The sequence below is a fragment of the Nonomuraea basaltis genome (assembly GCF_005893125.1).
GTDB classification, from domain to species: Bacteria; Actinomycetota; Actinomycetes; order Streptosporangiales; family Streptosporangiaceae; genus Nonomuraea; species Nonomuraea basaltis.
The window spans coordinates 1-18,576 of sequence record NZ_VCJS01000238.1 but is presented as its reverse complement, the minus strand read 5'-3'; the positions used below and the strand labels follow the sequence as shown (position 1 = coordinate 18,576).

Here is an 18,576-nt window from a genome sequence, read left to right as displayed (position 1 = left end):
GCAAGATCAAATTCTTGAAACGGCTCATGTTCGGCCGCGCCAACTACGACCTCCTCAGAAAGATGGCACTGCTGAACTGAGTCGAGATCACCGACCGTGACCGCTCCCCAGCAAATGCACCAGACCCATTTATGTGTAAAACCCACGTGAGGCACCACTAAAGCGGGGTCGACGGAGCATTAGGGTTTGCTCCATGTTCCGCGACACGCAGAGTAGCTGGCTGAGCACCCTCCGGCATGATGTGCCAGCCTCGCTCGTCGTTTTTCTTGTCGCGGTGCCTCTTTCGCTGGGCATCGCGATGGCCTCCGGGGCGCCGCTCGTCGCCGGGCTGATCGCCGCCGTGGTTGGCGGGATCGTGGCGGGCGCGCTGGGCGGCTCGGCCGTGCAGGTGAGCGGGCCCGCCGCCGGGCTGTCCCTGGTGGTCGTGGATCTGGTGCAAACGTACGGGTGGCGCGCCACCTGCATGATCACCTTGCTCGCGGGTGCCGTACAGCTCGTGCTAGGGGTGTTCAAGGCGGCCAGGGCCGCGCTCGCGGTGTCGCCGGCCGTCATCCACGGCATGCTGGCGGCCGTCGGCGTGATCATCGCGCTCGCCCAGCTCCACGTCGTGCTGGGCGGCGGCTCGCAGCGCTCGGCCGTGGCGAACCTGATCGAGCTCCCCGGACAGATCGCCGACCTGCACGGCCACAAGGTCGCGGTCGGCCTGATCACGATCACGGTGCTGGCGCTGTGGACCCGGCTCCCCAAACGGGTCAAGGCGGTGCCGGCGCCGCTGGCCGCGCTGGTGACGGCGGCGGTCACCGCGTGGATCTTCGACTGGGACGTCACGCGCGTGGATCTGTCCGACAGCGTCACCGAGTGGGCCTTCCCCGTGCTGCCGCAGGGCGACTGGCACCTGGTCGTGGCGGCGGTGCTGCTGGTGGCGCTGCTGGCCGGGTGCGAGTCGCTGCTGTGCTGCGTGGCGATCGACGGGATGCACGGCGGCCGTCGCGCCGACCTCGACCAGGAGCTGACCGGCCAGGGCGTCGCCAACATGGTCACCGGCGCACTCGGCGGCCTGCCGGTCGCCGGGGTGATCGTGCGGAGCACCGCTAATGTGCAGGCGGGCGCCCGCACCCGCGGCTCGGCGATCCTGCACGGGGTGTGGGTGCTGGTGTTCGCGCTCGGGTTCGGCTGGTCGATCCAGCTGATCCCGATGGAGGCCCTGGCCGCGCTGCTGGTGTTCATCGGCGTGCAGATGGTCAACCTGGGTCACGTCAAGAAGGTCCACGGGCACGGCGAGGTGCCCGTGTACGTGGTGACGATGGCCGCCGTGATCCTGCTCGGGCTCGCCGAGGGCGTGCTGGCCGGGCTGGCCCTGGCCGCGCTGCTCGCGCTGCGCCGCCTGACCTGGGTCACCGTGCTGAAGCGCGAGGACAGGGACGGCGGGCTGCACGTGACGATCTCGGGGTCGCTGACGTTCCTGGGCGTGCCGAGGCTGACGCACGAGCTGCGGGCGATCCCCGCGAGCGCACCCGTGGACCTCGACCTGAACATCGACTTCATGGACAACGCCGCCTTCGAGGCGATCCACTCCTGGCGGCTGGATCACGAGCGCATGGGCGGCACGGTCGACATCGACGAACTGCACGACGAGTGGTACGCGCTGGCGGCCAGCGGGGTGCGCATGTTCCCGGTGAAGTCGCCGCCCGTGGCGCCGGACCGCTGGTGGCTGCCGTGGGCGCACCGGCGGCGCCGCCCGGCCATCCGTAGCTTGCCGTCGAACGGCGAGTCCGCGCAGGTGGAGTGCCAGCTGACGGCGGGGGCTCGCGAATACCATCGGCGCACGGCTCCGCTGGTGAAGCCGATCTTCACCGAGCTGGCCCGCAAGCAGCAGCCGTCGCACCTGTTCATCACGTGCGCGGACTCCAGGATCGTGCCCAGCCTGATCACGGCGAGCGGTCCCGGCGACCTGTTCACGGTGCGCAACATCGGCAACCTGGTGCCGCGCAGGGGGTCGGAGCCGCACGACGACTCCGTGGTGGCCGCGATCGAGTACGCGACGCAGGTGCTGGGAGTGCACACGATCACGGTGTGCGGCCATTCGGGGTGCGGCGCGATGGCGGGGGTGCTCAGCGCCGGCGTGCAGGCGGGGAGCCTGCCGGGGCTGCGCCGGTGGCTGCGGCACGGCGACCACAGCCTGGCCACGTTCATCGAGACCGAGGGCGACCGGCTGCACAGCGGGGCCCTGGACGTGCTGTGCCGGGTGAACGTGCAGCAGCAGCTGGAGAACCTGCGCACGTACCGGAAGGTCGACGAGCAGGTCAGGGCGGGGAAGCTGGAGCTGGTGGGGCTGTTCTTCGACATCGGGACCGCCCGGGTGCACCTCGTGCCGCCGCTGCGCTCTTCTACGCCCTTGGTGAAGCCGACGGACCGCCGGGTGGTCGCGGGCGAAGATTGACCCCATGAGGGTACTGATCATCGGTGGTTCGGGATTCCTGGGACGGGCCGTCGTCGAGGCGGCGTTAGCCCGCGGGCACGAGGTCACGACGTTCAACAGGGGGCGCAGCGGGCCGGACGTGCCCGGGGTCGAGGCCGTGCGTGGTGACAGGGAGGTGCCCGCCGACCTCGAGCGGCTGACCGGCGGGCGTTCCTGGGACTTCGTGGTGGACACCTCCGGCTACGTGCCGCGGGTGGTAGGCGAGTCGGCTCGGGCGCTTTCCGGGCATGCCGGGACGTACGCCTTCGTCTCCACCATCTCGGCGATCGCCGGCTTCCCCGGAAAACCGGCCGAGGACGACTCGGACATCTGGCCGTGCGAGCCCGGCGCCGGGCCGGAGGACGGCAACTACGGGGTGCTGAAGGCGGGCTGCGAGCGGGCGGTCGAGCAGGGATTCGACGGCAACGTGCTGATCGTCCAGCCCGGGATCATCCTGGGGCCTCACGAGGACGTGGGCCGGCTGCCGTGGTGGCTGACCAGGATCGCACAGGGCGGCCAGGTGCTGGCGCCGGGCGATCCCGGCGCGCCGCTGCAGTACGTGGACGCGCGGGACCTGGCGATCTTCACGCTCGACCAGGCCGAGCGCGGCACGGCCGACCGGTTCCTGGTGGCGGGGCCCGTCGGCCAGACCACCTACGGGGAGTGGCTGGGCCTGTGCAAGGAGGCGACCGGGTCGGACGCGGAGTTCGTGTGGGTGGACAGCGGCTTCCTGGCCGAGCAGGGGGCGGGGACGTTCGTGGAGCTGCCGCTGTGGGGCGGGCCGCCGTCGGCGGAGACCGGCAACTTCTGGAGCGTGCCGACGGCCAAGGCGGAGGCGGCGGGGCTGCGCACCCGTCCGGTCGCAGAGACCGTACGCGACACGTGGGCGTGGCTGCGCGAGATCCCGGAGCGCCGGCGCAATTTCGGCACCAACAGCACGCACGGGATCGCGCCGGAGAAGGAGGCCGCCCTCCTCGCCGCCTGGGCCGCCCGTTCCGAGCCCGCCCATTCCGAGTAGCCGGGGCCCGTTCTGAGTAATCCTGCGCAGACCGGGCGGCGCGGGCCGGTTAGTGTCGCGGTGTCAGCGAGATACCCCCAGTGCCCACGGCGTACCTCGCGACACCGGTCCTGACTCCCAGGGGCCGGAGGGGCGGAGGTGCCCGCTGTCAAGCTATGCCCCCTCAACAGGGCGGCCGACGATAGCGAGACAGGGGGTCGCCTCCGCCCTCACCGCATCCCACCAAGCCCCCGAAGCACTGGTCACGCTGTCCGACACCACGTCAATCGGCGTGCCCGTCGCTGCCGAACTCGATGTCGAGGATGGCCAGGAACGCCGCATAGGCCTGTGGGGACCAGTCGGTGTTCACGTGACTGGCGACCATGTGCGTGCCGTCGCGGCTGCCCATGACGAGGGTGAACGTGCCGTAGTCCGCGCCGCCGTTGCCCCACACGCGCACGCCGCTCTCGAGCTTCTGCTCGACCCACACACCGAGCCCGTAGCGGGTGTTGGGCAGCCACCCGGAGCCATCGGTCGACACGGTCGTGAACATCTCCTCCATCTGCGCCGGCTTGAGGATCCGACCCGAGAACAGCGCCGTGAAGAACGTGAGCAGGTCGCCGGTCGAGGAGATCATGCCGCCCGCGCTCCAGGCGGTTGTCTCGTTCGACTCGGTCGCGTCGTGCAGCGGTGCCGCTGGGTCGTGCGATTCCAGCCTGGAGTAGTGCACCGGATGCGGTCCGGGGATAACCGTCTGCGTGGTGGGCAGCGACGTCCCGGTCAGGTCGAGCGGCCGCAGAATGAGCCGATCGAGCACGTCGCCGTACGATTCGCCGGTGGCCTTCTCAACCATCATCGCGGCCAGGTAGTACTGCGTGTTGGAGTACCGGAACGCCTCGCCGGGCGCGTTGTAGGGCGGATTCCGTAGAGCGATCCTCACCAGTTCTTCGGGCGTGAAGATCTTGAACCGGCGTTCGTACCATGCCTCGCCTTGGCCGCTGGCGTAGAACTCTGGGTCCATGCTGAAGTTGAAGATGCCGCTGGTCTGGTTCAGCAACTGCCGCAACGTGATCTTGTCGCCGTCATGATGACTGTCGTCGAGCAAGCCGGGCAGCCACTTCTCCACCGTATCGTCGAGGCCGAGAACGCCTTCACCGACCAATTTCAGCGTGGTGGTGGCGGTGAATGCCTTGGCGGCACTGCCGATTCGGAATAACTCCCCCGGTTTGCGCTCGCGGCCGGTGCTTATGTCGGCTTTGCCCGCAGACGCGAACCAGTGGGAGTCACCCTTCCAGACCTCGGTCACGATGCCCGGGGTCGCGCCCGAAGACACTGCGTCGTCCAGTACGCGCTGCACCGCCTCATGGTCGGTTCCGGTGTTGCTCGTCATTGCCATGGTGCCTCCTTCGGTCGCCTTTGATCATTTTCTTATGCCAAAACGCTACATTGCGTTCGCAAAGCAATCAACGTCAATTGACCGGTGCAAATGGAGTGTTGCAATGGCTCTGTCGATGAACGCAAATGTAGTTGCAATGAGCATGGTTGAATGCAAGGATCGAAATCCACAGCGAGGAGGTGCGGCCGGTGCCGGGAGGCAGGTTGACGCTTGAGGATCGCGAACGGATAGCCCAAGACCTGGCGGAAGGGCTCGGGGTTGCCGAGATTTCCCGGCGACTGGGCAGGCCGACGTCCACGATCAGCCGTGAAGTGAACCGCAACGGCGGCGTCGCCGGTTATCGTCCGGATCAGGCGCAGGAGGCGACGCGAGAGCGCGCTCGGCGTCAACGCCCCACAGCGGTCGGGTCACCAGAGCCTCCTGCTGCCACAACGCAAGAGGTGGAGGGCAAGCTCACCGACGTTCTCGTCGCGTCGGGGCTGACGCGGATGTCCGCAAGGGTGCTGGCCTGCCTCTGCACCACCCACAGCGGCGGCCTCACTGCTGCCGACCTCGTCCGACGCCTGCGCGTAAGCCCGGCGTCCATCTCCAAGGCAGTCGGCGAACTCGAGGCGATGAACCTGATCGGCCGCGAACGAGACCACCGGCGACGACGAGACCGCTACATCGTCGACAACGAGATTTGGTACCGCTCACTACTGGCCAGCGCGCAGTTCAACAACAACATCGCCGAGGTCGCGCGCCAGAGCGCCGAAGCCCTCGGTCGCTCGACCCCGGCCGGAGCCCGGATGGACGCCATGAGCGAATTTTTCGAGCAGGTGGGGCGCGAGACCATCGCCGCCGCTCAACGTTACCGACATATCCTCACCCGCTGAGTAGATGAGGCCGCCGCCTCGCGTCTCGCTGTCGGTCTCGATCGCCATCTGGCCGGCCGGCTCCTGCTGCGCGATCGAACACCACGCGTACCCGATCCGGATCGGCGGCCCCGGCAGCGCCCTGCAGCGACAGGCCGGCAGTGTTCTTCAGCTGCGCGGCTGTCAGCGCCCTTCCGCTTCCCCGGCGCGGGCTGGTCGGCCGGGAAACGGCGCCACCTGCCAGCGGCAGATCTTCTTGGAGACGACGGTCGCTCCGATGCGCTGGTAGAAGCGCTGCGCCGCCACGTTGGCCTCGGCGACCTCCCACCGGACCACCCTGCCCTCGGCCGCCTCGGAGACCGCGCGCATCAGCCGCTCGCCGACCCCTGCGCCGCGCTCCCCGGAGCACACGTACAGATCGTCCAGCGCGAGATAGTCCTGGCCGGTCCACAAGCTGACCCGCTTGACCCAGGACACGTAACCGATCGCCCTCCCGCCCCGCTCGGCGATCAGGTAGCCGATGTCGGGGCGGTTGAGCAACTCCTCGAGGCGGCCGGCGCTCACCCTCACCTCCGCCCCCTGGTTCTGATGCTCCGCCAGCTCGCGCATCAGAGCCCGCACGGTGGACACGTCATCGGCCGTCGCGCGGCGGATGGTAATCATGGCGGATCTCCTTTCCTCGTCGTTGAGTTCCATCGGTCACGAAGCGGACTGCTCGGCCGCGGCCGTCGGCCGTCCGGTCGGGGGGACGTGCCGGAGCATGACCACTGCCAGGATCGCGGCAGCGGCGGCGATCACCGCGGAGGTGCCGGCGGCGACGTTGAGTCCGCTGGTGAAGGCCTCGCGGGCCGGTGCGAGCAGCGCGGTGCCCAGGTCGGCCGGGAGTCCCTGCGCCGCCGACACCGCGCCGCCGAGGCTGTCGCGGCTGGCCGCGGCGGCCTCGGGCGGCAGGCCGGCCGGTAGCGCCCCGCCGGCTTGCGCGCGGTAGACGGCGGCGCCGATGCTGCCGATGATCGCGATGCCGAGCGAGATGCCAAGGTCGCTGCAGGTCGTGGCGAGCCCGGAGGCCGCCCCCGCCTTCTGCGGCGGTGCCGACCCGACGACCAGGTCGGTGGTCAGCGCCATGGACGGCGCGACGGCCGGATAGAGCACCATGAAGCCGGCGACCAGCAGCGGCAGTCCGCCGGTGCTGCCGACCTGGGTGAGCATCAGGTAGCCGATCACCTGTACGGCGAGCCCGGCCGCGATCAGGAATCCCGGGCGAATACGCCGTACCAGGATGGGCGAGAGCGTGGAGACGACCACCAGCAGCGCCGCCGCCGGCAGCACCCACAGGCCCGCTTGCAGCGGTGAGAGCCCTTCGACGAGCTGCAGGTGCTGGGTGAACAGCAGGTACACGCCGCCCAGGGCGATCGCGGCGAGCAGGAAGACGCCCAGCGCACCGCTGATCGTCTTGTTGGCGAACAGCCGTACGTCCAGGAGCGGCTCCGGCAGACGCAATTGGCGGGCGACGAACCATGCGCCGAACGCCAGCCCGATCGCGATGCTTACCAGCGGCAGCGCGAGCGCTTGGGCCTTGGACAGCTCTTTGACGCCGTAGACGATCGGCAGCAGGGTCGCCAGCGACAGCACCACGCTGAACAGATCCGGGCGGCCCGCCGCCGGGTTGCGGTTCTTGGGCAGCAGCAGCGGCGCGCCGATGAGCACCACCACCATGACCGGCACTGCGACCAGGAAGGCCGCGCGCCAGGAGAACGCCTCCAGCAACGCTCCGCCGAGCACCGGGCCGACGCCGGTCCCGACGGAGATGCCGCCCGCCCAGACTCCGACGGCGATGCCGCGCTGTCTCGGGTCGGTGAACGTGGCGAAGATCAGGCCAAGCGTGGCGGGCATCTGCGTGGCCGCCGCGACGCCCAGTACGGCCCGCCAGAGGATCATCAGGCCGGGGTCGGTGGTGTTGGCGGCGATCAGCGAGACGACGGCGAAGGTGGCCGCGCCCGCCATCAGCAGCCGGCGATGGCCGATCCTGTCGCCCAGCGTGCCCATGGTGACCAGGAGCCCGGCCATCAGGAAGCCGTAGATGTCGATGATCCACAGGATCTGGGTGTTGCTCGGCTCCAGGTCCACGGCCATCTGAGGAATGGCCAGGAACAAGATGGTGAGCATCATGAACAGCAGCATGGCGGGCAGGGCCAGCACGACCAGGCCGAGCCAGAGCTTGGGACCGGCGCGCCGGCCGGAGTCGATCGACTCGGATGACATGAGGATGTCCCCTTCATTTTGGCTGCGTTTGGCGGCCCTGGCTCATCCCGGGCATCTCGTGCACGCCAAGCGCTTTACTTGGATATGTACCGTACGGGGGTAGGGTATAGAGAGATCGGCGCTGTGCCTCACGGGTATGTGGGGGCTTCGATTGAAGCCGTCACGACCCGCTTCGCGCCAGTTCGGCAGGGTTCGTCGTGGTCAGGGCGTCGAGCAGTTCCGGACGCTGGCCGGTCGCTCGGGACCTGGCTGGGATCCGGCGGAACACCTTGCCGATGGCGATGGCGAAGGCGCTCGTCGATGTGGAGATACTCGGGCTCGAGACCCAGACCCACTTCGGACGGATGCCGAGCCGGTGCTGGTGCGCATACTCCTTGCGCCGCCTCAGCATCGTCGCGATCATGAAACCGAACATGAGCACGTGCCCGATCGGCATCACCAGATGGCCCGGCAACGCACCGAACCAGTACGGGACGAGCAAGATGAGGAACGGCACGAGCATCGCCAGGCTCATCTCAGCGATGCTGGGCCAGCTGTGGCGGCGAACCCGCATCCAGACGGCCATGCCGATGGACATGTCGGCGGCCATGATCAGGGTGCTGACGTCGATCCGGGTGATCTCTGGCAGGACCGCGCTCCACACCAGACCGAGCAGCAGCATGCCGAGGCTCATCGCGATGACCATCTCGAGGCAGTGCCGGAGGAAGCGGCCGACCATGCGCGTCTTGCGAGTGCGTGGCTCGTGGATCGTCATTGCCGGGCTCCTAACGCGAAGGACGTGATGTCGCCAACGTTAGGAAGGCCGGGGCGGTCGCCGAATCAGTGAAGTCGCCGGTCCTCAGGCCGGGCGCTCGGCGAGTACCAGCCGCATGAGCTCGGCTCGCGAGGTGATGTCGGCCTTCTGGAAGACCTTGCGCAGGTGGTAGTCCACGGTGCGCGGGCTGAGGAACAGCTGCGCGGCGATCTCCCGGTTGGTCAGCCCCTCGCCGACGGCCAGCGTGATGCGCAGCTCCTGCGGGGTGAGCGTGCTCAATGCGCCCGCCTCAGGAGTCCGCGCCGACTCCCCGGTGGCGCGCAGCTCGCCCAGCGCGCGATCGGCCCAGGCGAGCGCGCCGATGCGACGGAAATTCTCCGCCGCGCCGCGCAGGTGCTGCTGGGCCTCGGAGCGTCGCCGGTCACGCCGCAGCTGCTCGCCGAGCAGCAGTTCGGTCCGGGCGCACTCCAGCGGAGAGTCCGACATGGCATGCAGGCGCAGGCTTTCGGCGTAGTGGACGTCGGCCCCGCCATCGGTGCAGACCAGCGCCCGGCAGCGAGCCGTGAGGGCGCCCAGCTCCGGCGAGGCGGTGTGCTCGGTCCACTGGGCGTAGCGGGCCGTGGCCGCGGCGGCCCGATCACGCTCGCCGACGCGGACCAGGGCCTCGACGAGGTCCGGGACGATTGCCATGGCCAGGTCGGGGGGCGCGTCGCCGTCCCAGCCGCCGACCGCCGCGAAATGCCGCGCGGCCTCCCGGTGCCTGCCCGCGACCAGCTCGATGAGCCCGAGTGCCCGCCAGGCGTAGGACATCGCGTCGGCCAGCTTGCGGCCGCTCGCCTCGGCCAGCACATCGGTGGCCAGCTCGCCGGCGTCCGGCCGGCCCCGAATGGCCGCGCACAACGCCAGCAGCCCCCGGTTGCGGCAGGCCGTGTTCGGCTGGCCGACCTCGGCGGCGAACTGGCAGCCCTCCTCGGCATATGCCTCGGCGAGCCCGAACCTGCCGCGGGCGAACTCGTCGGCGGCTTGGTACTCGAGATTCCACGCCAGCGCACCGAGTGATCCGCTGTTGCGCGCGAGCTGCCCGGCGTTGCGGTACAGGCGCCTGCTCAGCTCGTAGTCACCAAGCCCGCGAGCGATCGCCCCGGCCAGGGTCATCGTGATCGGATCGGTGAGCGACTCGACCGCGGCGCCGTCCCGCGCCGCCGGTCCCGGGTCGCGGCCGGCGCGGGCCCGGCAGGCACTGCGCAGCAGCCGCAGCACGGCGTCCTCCGGGTCGTCCGGCACCAGCGTGATCTCGTCGAGCCAGCCGGCGAGGTCGGACCAGGCCTGCGGTCGGTTGGCGCGGAACCCGAGGTCGCCGTACATCGCGATGGTCGGGGTGAAGCGGTGCCGGTCGATCCGCAGCGCGCGCGGGATCCATGGCTTGATGAGATCCATCGCGTCCTCTGGGGAGCCGGCGAACTCGGCCACGATGGCTCGCATGACGGCCACGGAGATCCGATCCGCCTCGTCCAGGAGGGGCTCGCGCTCGGCTCGGTCAAGCAGCTCCACGGCCGCAGCGGTGAACCCACCTCGAATGGCGGCGCGTGCGGCGGTCCACAGCCGCCGTCCCCGGCGCGGGCCGTCCGCGGTGAGCTCGGCCGCCCGGGACAGCGCGGCCATGGCCGCGGCCGGGCCACCGCGCAGAGCTGCCTGTTCGGCCGAGCGCTCGAGCTGCTCGGCGGCCCGCTCGTCGTGGCCGACGGCGGCCTGACCGAGGTGCCAGGCGCGGCGGTGCTGGTCGGCCGGGGTGTCGAAGGCCGAGGCGAGGGCGCGATGGATCGCGGCGCGCCGGCCGACCGTGGCGCTGTGGTAGATCGCGGACCGGATCAGCGGGTGCCGGAACACCAGCCGTGTCGCGTCGTAGGTCAGCAGCCCGTCGAGCTCAGCGCGGTGTAATGGGCCGGCGGCGATCCGCAGTGAGGCGGCCGCCTTCTCGATGGTGCCGACGCTGCCTGAGCCGTCGGCGGCGATCAGCTGGAGCAGCGGCAGCGATTCGGCGTGCCGGGCCCGGATCTTGGTCAGGAACGACCGCTGCAGCTCGTCGGTCATGGCCAGCGGCTCCTGCGTCCCCTCCGGGGGTATCTCCTTTCCGGCGAGCTCGAGCAGGGCCAGTGGGTTTCCGCCGGTGGCGGCCAGCAGGTGGTTCTGCTCGCTGTCGGTCAGCCGCCGCTCGCCGGCGCGCTCAGCAAGCAGTGCCCTGGCCGCGTCCGGGTCGAGGCCCATGAGCGGGATGCGGCGCAGGTGGGGCAGGTCGGTGCCGTGGCCCTCGTCGGCCCGCGCGGCCAGCGCCAGCGCGATGGGCTCGTTGTCCAGCCGGCGTGCGACGAACGCCAGGGTTTTCAGCGTCGGTTGATCCGCCCAGTGCGCGTCATCGATGACGCACAGCACCGGCTTCTCGCCGGCCGTCAGCGACAGCAGCGACAGGGTCGACAGCGCTACCAGGAACGGATCGGGCGGTGCGCCGTGCGCGCGCCCGAACAGGATGCGCAGGGCCTGCGCCTGCGGACCCGGCAGTTCGCCGGCCAACCCCAGCACGGGGAGCAGGAGCTGGTGCAATGTCGCGTAGGCGAGATCGGCCTCCGGCGCGACGCCGACCGCGCGAAGCACCTGGAAGCCGGCGGCCAGCTCCTCGGCGTACGACAGCAGTGCGGTCTTGCCGATTCCGGGCTCACCGTGCAGTACGACCCCGCCACCGTGTCCTTCAGCGGCGTGCCGCAGCAACGACTCAAGCAGCTCGGTCTCATTGTCTCTCCCCAGCACACGCCGAGCATAGGAACCGCCGACACCTGTGACAACGCGATCAGAACCGCCAAGACCGGCGACTTCGCTGATGCGGCTCGGGCGACAGAGCTCCTAGCGTCAACCGCGTCACCGCACACCCGCGAGAGAACCGAAGGTGAGGCCGCCATGATGCGCGGAGCGTTGAGCGGTCGCACCGCCATCGTCACCGGTGCCGGCCGCGGTATCGGCGGCACTGCGTCATGCGCGCTGAGCAGGGCCGGCGCCAGCGTGGTCCTCGCCGCCCACGACGGTTTGGCCCTTGAGGCGCTGGCCGCGGACATCAGCTCGGCGGGGGGCCACGCGGTCGCCGTCCCCACGGATGTCACCAACCCGGTGTCGGTGCGGCGGCTGGTCGAGCAGACGCTCGGCGCGTTCGGCCGGCTCGACAACGCGTTCAACAACGCCCACGTGCGTGGGGTGTCTCTGGCGATGAAATACGAGATCCCGGCGATGCGGCGCACTGGCGGCGGCTGCATCGTCAACATGGCTCCGACCGCCGATACGCAAGCCGCCGTGATCGAGCTGACCCGTACGGCCGCGCGGGACTTCGCCGACTCCGGTGTCCGGATCAACGCCGTGGCAACCGGGCCACAGTGCAGCGCGGAGGATGTCGCCAACGCCGTCGTGTGGCTGTGCTCAGGCGAGGCGTCCCTTGTCACCGGTGAGACGGTACGAGTCCCCATGGTCTGCCGCTGCCTCAGGGCTGAGGGGGCCCAGGGTCAAGCTCAATATGCAACTAAAGGTTGCGCGTGCATGCGTCGCTTGCTAGCGTGAACACGCAACCAAAGGTTGCATTTTAGAGGGGAGACTCGCCATGACTCCGAGCATCGAACGAGAAATCCTGATCGAGGCGCCGGTCGAGGTCGTCTGGCATGCGGTGACAGAGCCCAGCCAGATCAGCAGCTGGTTCACCGACGCCGCGGAAATCGACGTACATGAGGGCGGCAAGGGCACGCTCACCTGGACCGGCCGGGCAACCGTCAAACCGGCCACCGCCGAGATCACCGTGGTGGCCGTCGAGCCGCCTCGCCTGTTCTCCTTCCGCTGGGCCTACCCGGACGGTGCTCAGCCGCGCGAGGGCAACTCCGTGCTCGTCGAGTTCACGCTCGCCCAGGAGGGCGAGGGCACCCGGTTGCGGGTGACGGAGAGCGGCCTCAGCGAAATCGACTGGACCGAGGAGAATAAGGCCAGTTACGCCCAGGATCACATCAACGGCTGGAGCAAGCACCTCTCCGACCTGGTGGCGTACGTTGTCGCGAAGGACCGGGCATCAGTGCAGTGATGAACCACGATGACGAGGAGCTCTTGGCGGCGGTCACCGAACCGAGCCGTCGCCGGCTCCTTGACGTCCTGCTCGCCCTCGGCGAGGCGACACCCACCTCCCTCGCCGCCGAGCTTCCCTTCACCCGGCAGGCGGTCGCCAAGCACCTTGCGGTCCTCGACCGCGCCGGGCTCGTCGAAGCACGGCGCGACGGCCGTGAAGTCCGCTACACCATCCGCCCGGAACGGCTGGACACGGCCGTCCGAGCGATGGCGGACGTCGCGGCACGATGGGACGCACGGCTGCAAAGGATCAAACAGATCGCCGAGTCCGCCCACCGCGAGGCACGAAGCGGTGCGTCGGCCGAGGCGGCGCGGCGGGATTGACGATGACGGCCGTCGATGCGCACCCTCCATCGCCCTTGAGGACGTAGGTCGGGTGCGCATCGGTGGCGGAATTCAGGAGGATTCAAGCCATTGAGCTGATTCGGAGCGAAATTTCCAGGTAGCGCACTTACCGCTAACGCGGTGGAAACACCGATATCGCAATGCTGCCTGCCATGAGTTCCCGGGCTCCGCATTCCCTGTCGCCCTTCCCATCCGCTCTCGTGTAGGCCGGCCGTGCCGACCAAGTGCGGGACGCCGCCGAAGCGCCGGCGGGTCGCGCTGGGATCGATCGTGGCCGCGATCACGCCGCTGATCGTCCTTATGTCCGACGGCGTCTCCCCCGCGCCTGCCTCCGTCCCCGTCCCTCTCAACCCCAGCCCCGTCGCCCTGACCTCGACCCCGGCGCCGGTCCCTGCGAACAAGCCGAAGCCGTCCTCGTACAACAAGCCGAAGCCTTCGTCCTCGTACAAGAAGCCACTGACCCGGGCGCTCAACCGCTATCTGGACGACCTTCCAGGCCAGGTGGCGGTGTCGGTGCGGGACCTCACCACCGGGCTGTCCTTCTCCTACAACCGCGGGCTCAGGACGGCCACGGCCAGCATCGTCAAGGTCGACATCGTGCTGTCGCTGCTGCTCAAGGCCCAGCGCCAGCGCCGCGGCCTCACGGCCTGGGAGCGGCGGGCGGCCGCGCAGGCCATCAAGGTCAGCGACAACGCCGCCGCCTCCGCGCTGTGGTCGGCGATCGGCGGCGGATCGGGCCTGGCCGCCGCCAACAAGAAGCTCGGCCTTCGCGACACGCGCCCCGGTCCGGGCGGGGCATGGGGCTCGACCACCACCAGCGCAACCGACCAGCTCCGCCTCCTCACCGCGCTCACCTCGCCCAAGAGCCCCCTTTCGGCCAAGAACCGCCGGTACGTGCTGGGCCTGATGGGCGACGTGGCGCCCGAGCAGTCGTGGGGCGTCAGCGCGTCCGGGCGCAAGGGGGCGGACGTGGCGCTCAAGAACGGCTGGCTGCCGCGCGAACGGCACGGGGGCCGGTGGACGGTCAACAGCATCGGACGAGTGCGGGATCGCGGGCACACGTACCTGATCGCCGTCATCTCCCACCGCCACGGCTCGATGGGTGCGGGCGTCAAGGCGGTCGAACGCGTCAGCGAACTCGTCGCCAAAGCCCTGTCCGAGGCCAAGAAGTGAAGGACATGCTCCGCAGACTCGTCATCGCTCTGCTGCTGGCCACCGGCCTGGCCCTCCTGATCACATCGGTCCTGCTGGCCGTTACGCCACCCCTGTGACTAGCCGTCCTGCGCGAAGGAGGCGGCCGCGCCTCCGCCGAAGTACGCGGCCACGACCCGGGTGTGCAGCGGGAACGCCAGCTCCCGCGGCCCGTCGATCAGCAGCCACTCCACCGTCTCCAGCGTGGGCACGACCGGCGGCAGCTCGGCCGCGCTGACCCGCGGCCCCAAGGCGAAGATCAGCACGGTGCCGTCAGGAGCGCTGATCACGTCGAGCAGCCGTACGCTCGCCGCGTCGACCACGACTCCCGTCTCCTCGCTCAGTTCCCGGACGGCCGCCTCCTGCCAGGACTCTCCCATGTCGATGAAGCCGCCGGGCAGAGCGAGCCCCCCACGATGCGGTTCGATGCCGCGCCGGACCACCAGGAGGCCGTCGTCGACGGGCAGCACCATCACCGCGACCGGGAGCGGGTTGAGATAGCTGGTGTTCCCGCAGCCGGAACAGGTGCGGGGCCAGGGCAGGCCGGGTGGGAAGGCCGTACCGCAGAAGGAACAGTGTGCGTTTCTGATCACAAGCGCGATCGTAGAGGGCGCTGTCAGGTGGCGATCACTGGTGATGAGTGCCGATGGTCTACGGTACGGCCATGGTGAGCCAGACTCCACAGATGATTGCAGCCAGTCGTGTCGTCTACGCCGCGTCGGTGTTGGCTGGGACCGCGGATCTGCGCGGATATCCCCATCGACACCTGGCGGTCCTCTCCCAATTTGCTGTCGGATCCGCATTTACCCTCACGGAGGTGCTCACAGCGGTCGAGATCATGCAGCACTGGGGGTGGGAGTTGGTCAACGTGGCCAGCCTTCCCAACGGAGAAGTGACGAGCCAGTTATGTGCGATCGTTCGCCGTCGCGGCTGAGACGCAGGACGGGGTGATGGCTTACCTGGAAGCTCGCGCCAGCCGTGCGCCTCGATGTGCCGCTCACGCGTTGCGTGTGCTCCTCGGCGTGCTCATCGGCGTCGCGGGCTTGATCGGAACGCCTGCCGACCAGCCCCTCCTGGACCGGGCAGTCCTCCCCAACCGCGTGCGCAAGCTCACCAGTGACCAGGTGCTGGACGCGCTCGGCTCACTCGGCATCTCGGCCATCAACCAGGCGCTCGGCAAGGCCGGGCGGGGGATCACCTTCCCGGCTCCGATCATGCGGGGCGGTCCGGGTTGGCGGGCCGAGGTGGATCTCCCGCTCGGTGTGACCGTAGGGGAGGTGCTGGAGAAGCGGGACAAGCTGGCCTCCGGTCTGCGCCGCGCGCTGGGCTGTGTCTGGCCGGAACCGGTGTCGGAGGAACAGTGGGCAGGACCACCCCGTAGACGTTGGACAGGAGAAGGACGTCCAGCAACCCGGCGAATGCGGGGGCGTCCGCCGAATCGGTCCCTCGATCTGTGAAGATGCCGCAGAGCCGCAATTCGTGCTGCTCGCAGTATTGGGCAAGGGCCACCGTCAGCGCTGCTTGTCGCTCGGGTGTCGAGCGGTGCAGCCGCAGATACCCGTAGACGATCGGGCCGTCCACATCGTGTTGTTCGGTGAGTGTCCACAAGGTAGCCGTCCTTACCGTGGTCGGGGCTGATGGCCCGCACTTCGAGCATGGCCAGCCCCAGCCCGGCTGGATACGACCCGCTGTCGCACTTCCGTTGCACGTCCGTAGGTCCTCGATACCTCTGCGTGCTTCCATGGCCCTGGAAGGGAGCAGTGACGTGACGACCGTGCATGAGTGGACCGGCCTCGAAGCGCATGCACTTCGTCTTGCCTTGCGGATGAGCGTGCGGGCGTTCGCCCAGCACCTCGGAGTGGCTCCCCGCACCGTGGCGAAGTGGGACCAGCTCGGCCCCGCCACCCGGCCACGCCCCGACACCCAGGCCATCCTGGACACCGCGCTCGCTCGCGGGGACTCGGCGACCCACCTGCGGTTCGAGACCCTGCTCCTGGAACTCGGTCAGGACGTGGACCAAGGGCTGCGCGTCACACGCGTGGGGCCACGGGCCTGGGACTACGAGACATGGACCGACGACCTTGACCGGGCCGTGGTCGCCCTCAGCCGCCAGAGCTTCAGCTACGCCGCCGACCTGCTGAACCGATGGCTCACCCGCTACGACCCACATGTCCTGGACGACAAGGGCCTGTACCTGTCCGCACGATCCACGACACTGCTCGGCGACCTTCAACGCGACCAAGGCGCAGTCGCCGGCCCCCTGTCCGCCCGCCGCTCCTACCTCAACGCTCGCTCGATCTACAGCCAGCTCGACATCCCCCGCCGCATCGCCCAGCTCGACCTTTCGCTGGCGGTGGTCGCCGAGATGTCGGATCTGTTGGACGAGGCCGCCAGGGAGTATGAGGCGCTGGCGGTGGATGACCGGCTCTCACCACGTGACCGGACGCGAGCCCGGCTGTGGGTCGGGACAGCCTTGAGCAAGAACGACAAGAACGACTACGCCGCCCGCCTGATGACGACCGCCATCCGCGAGTTCGAGAGCCTTGGCGAGCCCGAGGACTGGTCCGTCGCGCACCAGAAACTCGCCTTGGCCCACCGTGGAGCCGGCAACCTCTCGGAGGCGCTACGCCTGATCGACCTCGCCCGCGCCACCGCCGTCACCGATGCACCCATGCAGCGGGTCCGGCTGGAGACGGCTTACGGGCACATCCTGCTTTCCGACCGGGCCACCATGGATGATGGGCTGATGATCCTCGACCGTGCCGCACGCGAAGCCGCGCAGCACGGGCTCGCGCACCAGCTGCGCAGCATCGAGGGCATCCAGCGGACCATCCAGGGGGAGATCCGTCTCCCTTTGCCACGGCGATCAGGGAGCAGCCAAGTGAGCGTCAAGCAGCAGGTCATCACCGACGAACAGTGGCGGCATGCCCGCACCATCTGGGACTACCACCAGATGCACCACGACCTGCGCCGCTGTGATGTTGCCATCGGTCTGGGCAGCCACGATCTGGGAGTCGCGAGAGCAGCGGTCGAGCTGTACCGCGCCGGGTGGTTCCCGTTGCTCGTCTTCTCCGGTGCCACCAGCCCCACCACCGCGGCCCGCTTCCCCCGCGGCGAGGCCGTCCACTACCGCGAGCACGCGCTGGAACTCGGCGTGCCCGACGAGGCGATCCTGCTGGAGCCGAACGCCACCAACACCGGCCAGAACATTGGCCTGTCCCGCCAGGTGCTGGCCGATGCGGGCATCCAGCCCGATTCGGTGCTCCTGATCTCCAAGCCGTACATGGAGCGCCGGGCATACGCCACAGCGCGGAAGGTATGGCCCGAGGTCGAGGTGGTGTGCGCCTCCGAGCCGCTTGAGCTGGACGACTACATCAGCTCGATCGGCGATCCGAAGTTGGTCATCGACATGCTCGTCGGCGACCTCCAACGCGTGATCGAGTACCCCAAGCTGGGCTACGCCATCGAGCAGTCCGTCCCAGGAGAGGTCCATGACGCCTACCAGGCTCTGCTCCGCGCCGGATTCGACAGCAGGCTTCTTACGCCCTGACCTGCCGTACGGTGAGGTGTGCGCCATCCACCAGCCCAATCTCTTCCTCCGGCTGGCGACCCTGGCCAAGCTGTTCACCGCCGACTACTGGATCGTTCTGGACGACGTGCAGTTCGCCCGCAGGGACTACCAGCACCGGGCGCGCCTCGCCTCTCTCGACGAGTCTCGGAAGCAGCAGTGGCTCTCCATCGCCACCCATCTACCGCACGGCCGCTCCACCTCCATTCGCGGAGCGCGTCTGGCGGATCCTGAGGGGCCTCGGAGATTCCGGACAGCGTCTGGTGGTCTGACCTACGCTGCGGACTGCCGGGTCAGGTACTGGTCTTCGACTTCTTGCGGAGTCTGATATCCGAGTCCCGAATGCAGACGCTTGCGATTATAGAACCCTTCGATGTAACGGACAACCTGACGGCGGGCCTTATCTCGCGTACTGAACGTGAACCGGCTGAGCCATTCGTTCTTCAGAACGGAGAAGAACGACTCGGCCATCGCATTATCCCAGCACACCCCGGTCCGGCCCACAGACTGCCGCATACCCATCCGCTTCAGCTTCTCACCAAAGACTCCCGACGTGTAGTTCGACCCACGATCGGAATGGAAAATCGCCTCATCAGCGATGCGAA

Annotated in this window: 18 protein-coding genes; 11 read left to right on the top strand and 7 right to left on the bottom strand. The window is 68.9% G+C overall.

Going from position 1 to position 18,576, the window contains the following annotated elements; translation table 11 throughout:
• The first annotated feature begins 193 nt into the window (after window positions 1–193).
• Together EJK15_RS57020 and EJK15_RS57015 are read left to right on the top strand one after the other, a co-directional pair.
• A complete protein-coding gene (locus EJK15_RS57020) occupies window positions 194–2,440 on the top strand; it encodes a SulP family inorganic anion transporter (RefSeq protein WP_138718799.1) in 2,247 nt (748 codons plus the stop codon).
• A 4-nt stretch (window positions 2,441–2,444) separates the two neighbouring features.
• Complete coding sequence (locus EJK15_RS57015) at window positions 2,445–3,476, top strand: NAD-dependent epimerase/dehydratase family protein (protein WP_138718798.1); 1,032 nt, start codon at window positions 2,445–2,447, stop codon at window positions 3,474–3,476.
• 262 nt (window positions 3,477–3,738) lie between these two features.
• Here the strand turns inward: EJK15_RS57015 and EJK15_RS57010 are convergent, their stop codons facing one another.
• Window positions 3,739–4,851: a serine hydrolase domain-containing protein gene (locus tag EJK15_RS57010; RefSeq protein WP_138718797.1), complete on the bottom strand. Its 1,113-nt coding sequence runs from the start codon at window positions 4,849–4,851 to the stop codon at window positions 3,739–3,741.
• A 146-nt stretch (window positions 4,852–4,997) separates the two neighbouring features.
• On the opposite strand from EJK15_RS57010, the gene EJK15_RS57005 reads away from it, so the two are divergent.
• Window positions 4,998–5,726 carry a helix-turn-helix domain-containing protein gene (locus tag EJK15_RS57005; protein ID WP_240777860.1) on the top strand — a complete coding sequence of 243 codons (729 nt, stop codon included), beginning with the start codon at window positions 4,998–5,000 and terminating at the stop codon, window positions 5,724–5,726.
• Window positions 5,727–5,888: 162 nt separating this feature from the next.
• On the opposite strand, the gene EJK15_RS57000 is transcribed toward EJK15_RS57005, so the two are convergent.
• The 4 genes from EJK15_RS57000 to EJK15_RS56985 all read right to left on the bottom strand — a co-directional run bounded on the left by EJK15_RS57000 (window position 5,889) and on the right by EJK15_RS56985 (window position 11,523).
• Window positions 5,889–6,368 (bottom strand): GNAT family N-acetyltransferase, encoded by a 480-nt coding sequence (locus tag EJK15_RS57000; RefSeq protein ID WP_171075156.1) that lies wholly within the window; start codon window positions 6,366–6,368, stop codon window positions 5,889–5,891.
• A 36-nt stretch (window positions 6,369–6,404) separates the two neighbouring features.
• On the bottom strand, window positions 6,405–7,967 hold the full coding sequence (locus EJK15_RS56995; protein WP_138718795.1) for an MFS transporter: 1,563 nt from the start codon (window positions 7,965–7,967) through the stop codon (window positions 6,405–6,407).
• A 160-nt stretch (window positions 7,968–8,127) separates the two neighbouring features.
• A complete protein-coding gene (locus EJK15_RS56990) occupies window positions 8,128–8,721 on the bottom strand; it encodes a hypothetical protein (RefSeq protein ID WP_206061786.1) in 594 nt (197 codons plus the stop codon).
• Between the two features lie 84 nt (window positions 8,722–8,805).
• Entirely contained in the window at window positions 8,806–11,523 is a 2,718-nt protein-coding gene (locus EJK15_RS56985; RefSeq protein WP_138718794.1) for an AAA family ATPase, read from the bottom strand.
• A 147-nt stretch (window positions 11,524–11,670) separates the two neighbouring features.
• Here EJK15_RS56985 and EJK15_RS56980 point away from each other — a divergent pair, with 147 nt between their 5' ends.
• The 4 genes from EJK15_RS56980 (at window position 11,671) to EJK15_RS56965 (ending at window position 14,385) form a co-directional block, all read left to right on the top strand.
• The gene (locus tag EJK15_RS56980; protein WP_240777859.1) at window positions 11,671–12,318 is read left to right on the top strand and encodes an SDR family NAD(P)-dependent oxidoreductase; all 648 of its coding nucleotides are present in this window, start codon (window positions 11,671–11,673) and stop codon (window positions 12,316–12,318) included.
• 40 nt (window positions 12,319–12,358) lie between these two features.
• Entirely contained in the window at window positions 12,359–12,826 is a 468-nt protein-coding gene (locus tag EJK15_RS56975) for an SRPBCC family protein (protein ID WP_138718793.1), read from the top strand.
• Entirely contained in the window at window positions 12,826–13,191 is a 366-nt protein-coding gene (locus tag EJK15_RS56970) for an ArsR/SmtB family transcription factor (RefSeq protein WP_138718792.1), read from the top strand. Before EJK15_RS56975 ends, EJK15_RS56970 begins: the two co-directional genes overlap by 1 nt.
• A 234-nt stretch (window positions 13,192–13,425) precedes the next feature.
• The gene (locus EJK15_RS56965; RefSeq protein WP_138718791.1) at window positions 13,426–14,385 is read left to right on the top strand and encodes a serine hydrolase; all 960 of its coding nucleotides are present in this window, start codon (window positions 13,426–13,428) and stop codon (window positions 14,383–14,385) included.
• 98 nt (window positions 14,386–14,483) lie between these two features.
• Here the strand turns inward: EJK15_RS56965 and EJK15_RS56960 are convergent, their stop codons facing one another.
• A complete protein-coding gene (locus tag EJK15_RS56960) occupies window positions 14,484–14,996 on the bottom strand; it encodes an NUDIX domain-containing protein (RefSeq protein WP_240777858.1) in 513 nt (170 codons plus the stop codon).
• Between the two features lie 53 nt (window positions 14,997–15,049).
• Between EJK15_RS56960 and EJK15_RS75555 the strand changes: the two genes are divergently transcribed.
• From EJK15_RS75555 to EJK15_RS78115, 4 genes are all read left to right on the top strand, one after another.
• Window positions 15,050–15,337 (top strand): hypothetical protein, encoded by a 288-nt coding sequence (locus EJK15_RS75555; RefSeq protein WP_240777857.1) that lies wholly within the window; start codon window positions 15,050–15,052, stop codon window positions 15,335–15,337.
• Window positions 15,338–15,407: 70 nt separating this feature from the next.
• Entirely contained in the window at window positions 15,408–15,860 is a 453-nt protein-coding gene (locus EJK15_RS56955) for a hypothetical protein (RefSeq protein ID WP_206061784.1), read from the top strand.
• 308 nt (window positions 15,861–16,168) lie between these two features.
• Complete coding sequence (locus EJK15_RS77300) at window positions 16,169–17,953, top strand: ElyC/SanA/YdcF family protein (protein WP_338089953.1); 1,785 nt, start codon at window positions 16,169–16,171, stop codon at window positions 17,951–17,953.
• Entirely contained in the window at window positions 17,895–18,299 is a 405-nt protein-coding gene (locus EJK15_RS78115; protein WP_138718789.1) for a WbqC family protein, read from the top strand. The genes EJK15_RS77300 and EJK15_RS78115 overlap by 59 nt, the downstream gene beginning before the upstream one ends.
• Here the strand turns inward: EJK15_RS78115 and EJK15_RS56940 are convergent.
• The coding region (locus tag EJK15_RS56940; protein WP_138718788.1) for an integrase core domain-containing protein at window positions 18,245–18,576 on the bottom strand (332 nt) is incomplete at its 5' end. The two genes, EJK15_RS78115 and EJK15_RS56940, sit on opposite strands and share 55 nt — an antisense overlap.

Excerpts from the sequence above, each read along its gene's own strand:
- EJK15_RS57020 (WP_138718799.1), top strand. The coding sequence starts at position 194 with ATGTTCCGCGACACGCAGAGTAGCTGGCTGAGCACCCTCCGGCATGAT.
- EJK15_RS57015 (WP_138718798.1), top strand. The coding sequence starts at position 2,445 with ATGAGGGTACTGATCATCGGTGGTTCGGGATTCCTGGGACGGGCCGTC.
- EJK15_RS57010 (WP_138718797.1), bottom strand. The coding sequence starts at position 4,851 with ATGGCAATGACGAGCAACACCGGAACCGACCATGAGGCGGTGCAGCGC.
- EJK15_RS57000 (WP_171075156.1), bottom strand. The coding sequence starts at position 6,368 with ATGATTACCATCCGCCGCGCGACGGCCGATGACGTGTCCACCGTGCGG.
- EJK15_RS56995 (WP_138718795.1), bottom strand. The coding sequence starts at position 7,967 with ATGTCATCCGAGTCGATCGACTCCGGCCGGCGCGCCGGTCCCAAGCTC.
- EJK15_RS56990 (WP_206061786.1), bottom strand. The coding sequence starts at position 8,721 with ATGACGATCCACGAGCCACGCACTCGCAAGACGCGCATGGTCGGCCGC.
- EJK15_RS56980 (WP_240777859.1), top strand. The coding sequence starts at position 11,671 with ATGATGCGCGGAGCGTTGAGCGGTCGCACCGCCATCGTCACCGGTGCC.
- EJK15_RS56975 (WP_138718793.1), top strand. The coding sequence starts at position 12,359 with ATGACTCCGAGCATCGAACGAGAAATCCTGATCGAGGCGCCGGTCGAG.
- EJK15_RS56970 (WP_138718792.1), top strand. The coding sequence starts at position 12,826 with ATGAACCACGATGACGAGGAGCTCTTGGCGGCGGTCACCGAACCGAGC.
- EJK15_RS75555 (WP_240777857.1), top strand. The coding sequence starts at position 15,050 with ATGGTCTACGGTACGGCCATGGTGAGCCAGACTCCACAGATGATTGCA.
- EJK15_RS78115 (WP_138718789.1), top strand. The coding sequence starts at position 17,895 with ATGACGCCTACCAGGCTCTGCTCCGCGCCGGATTCGACAGCAGGCTTC.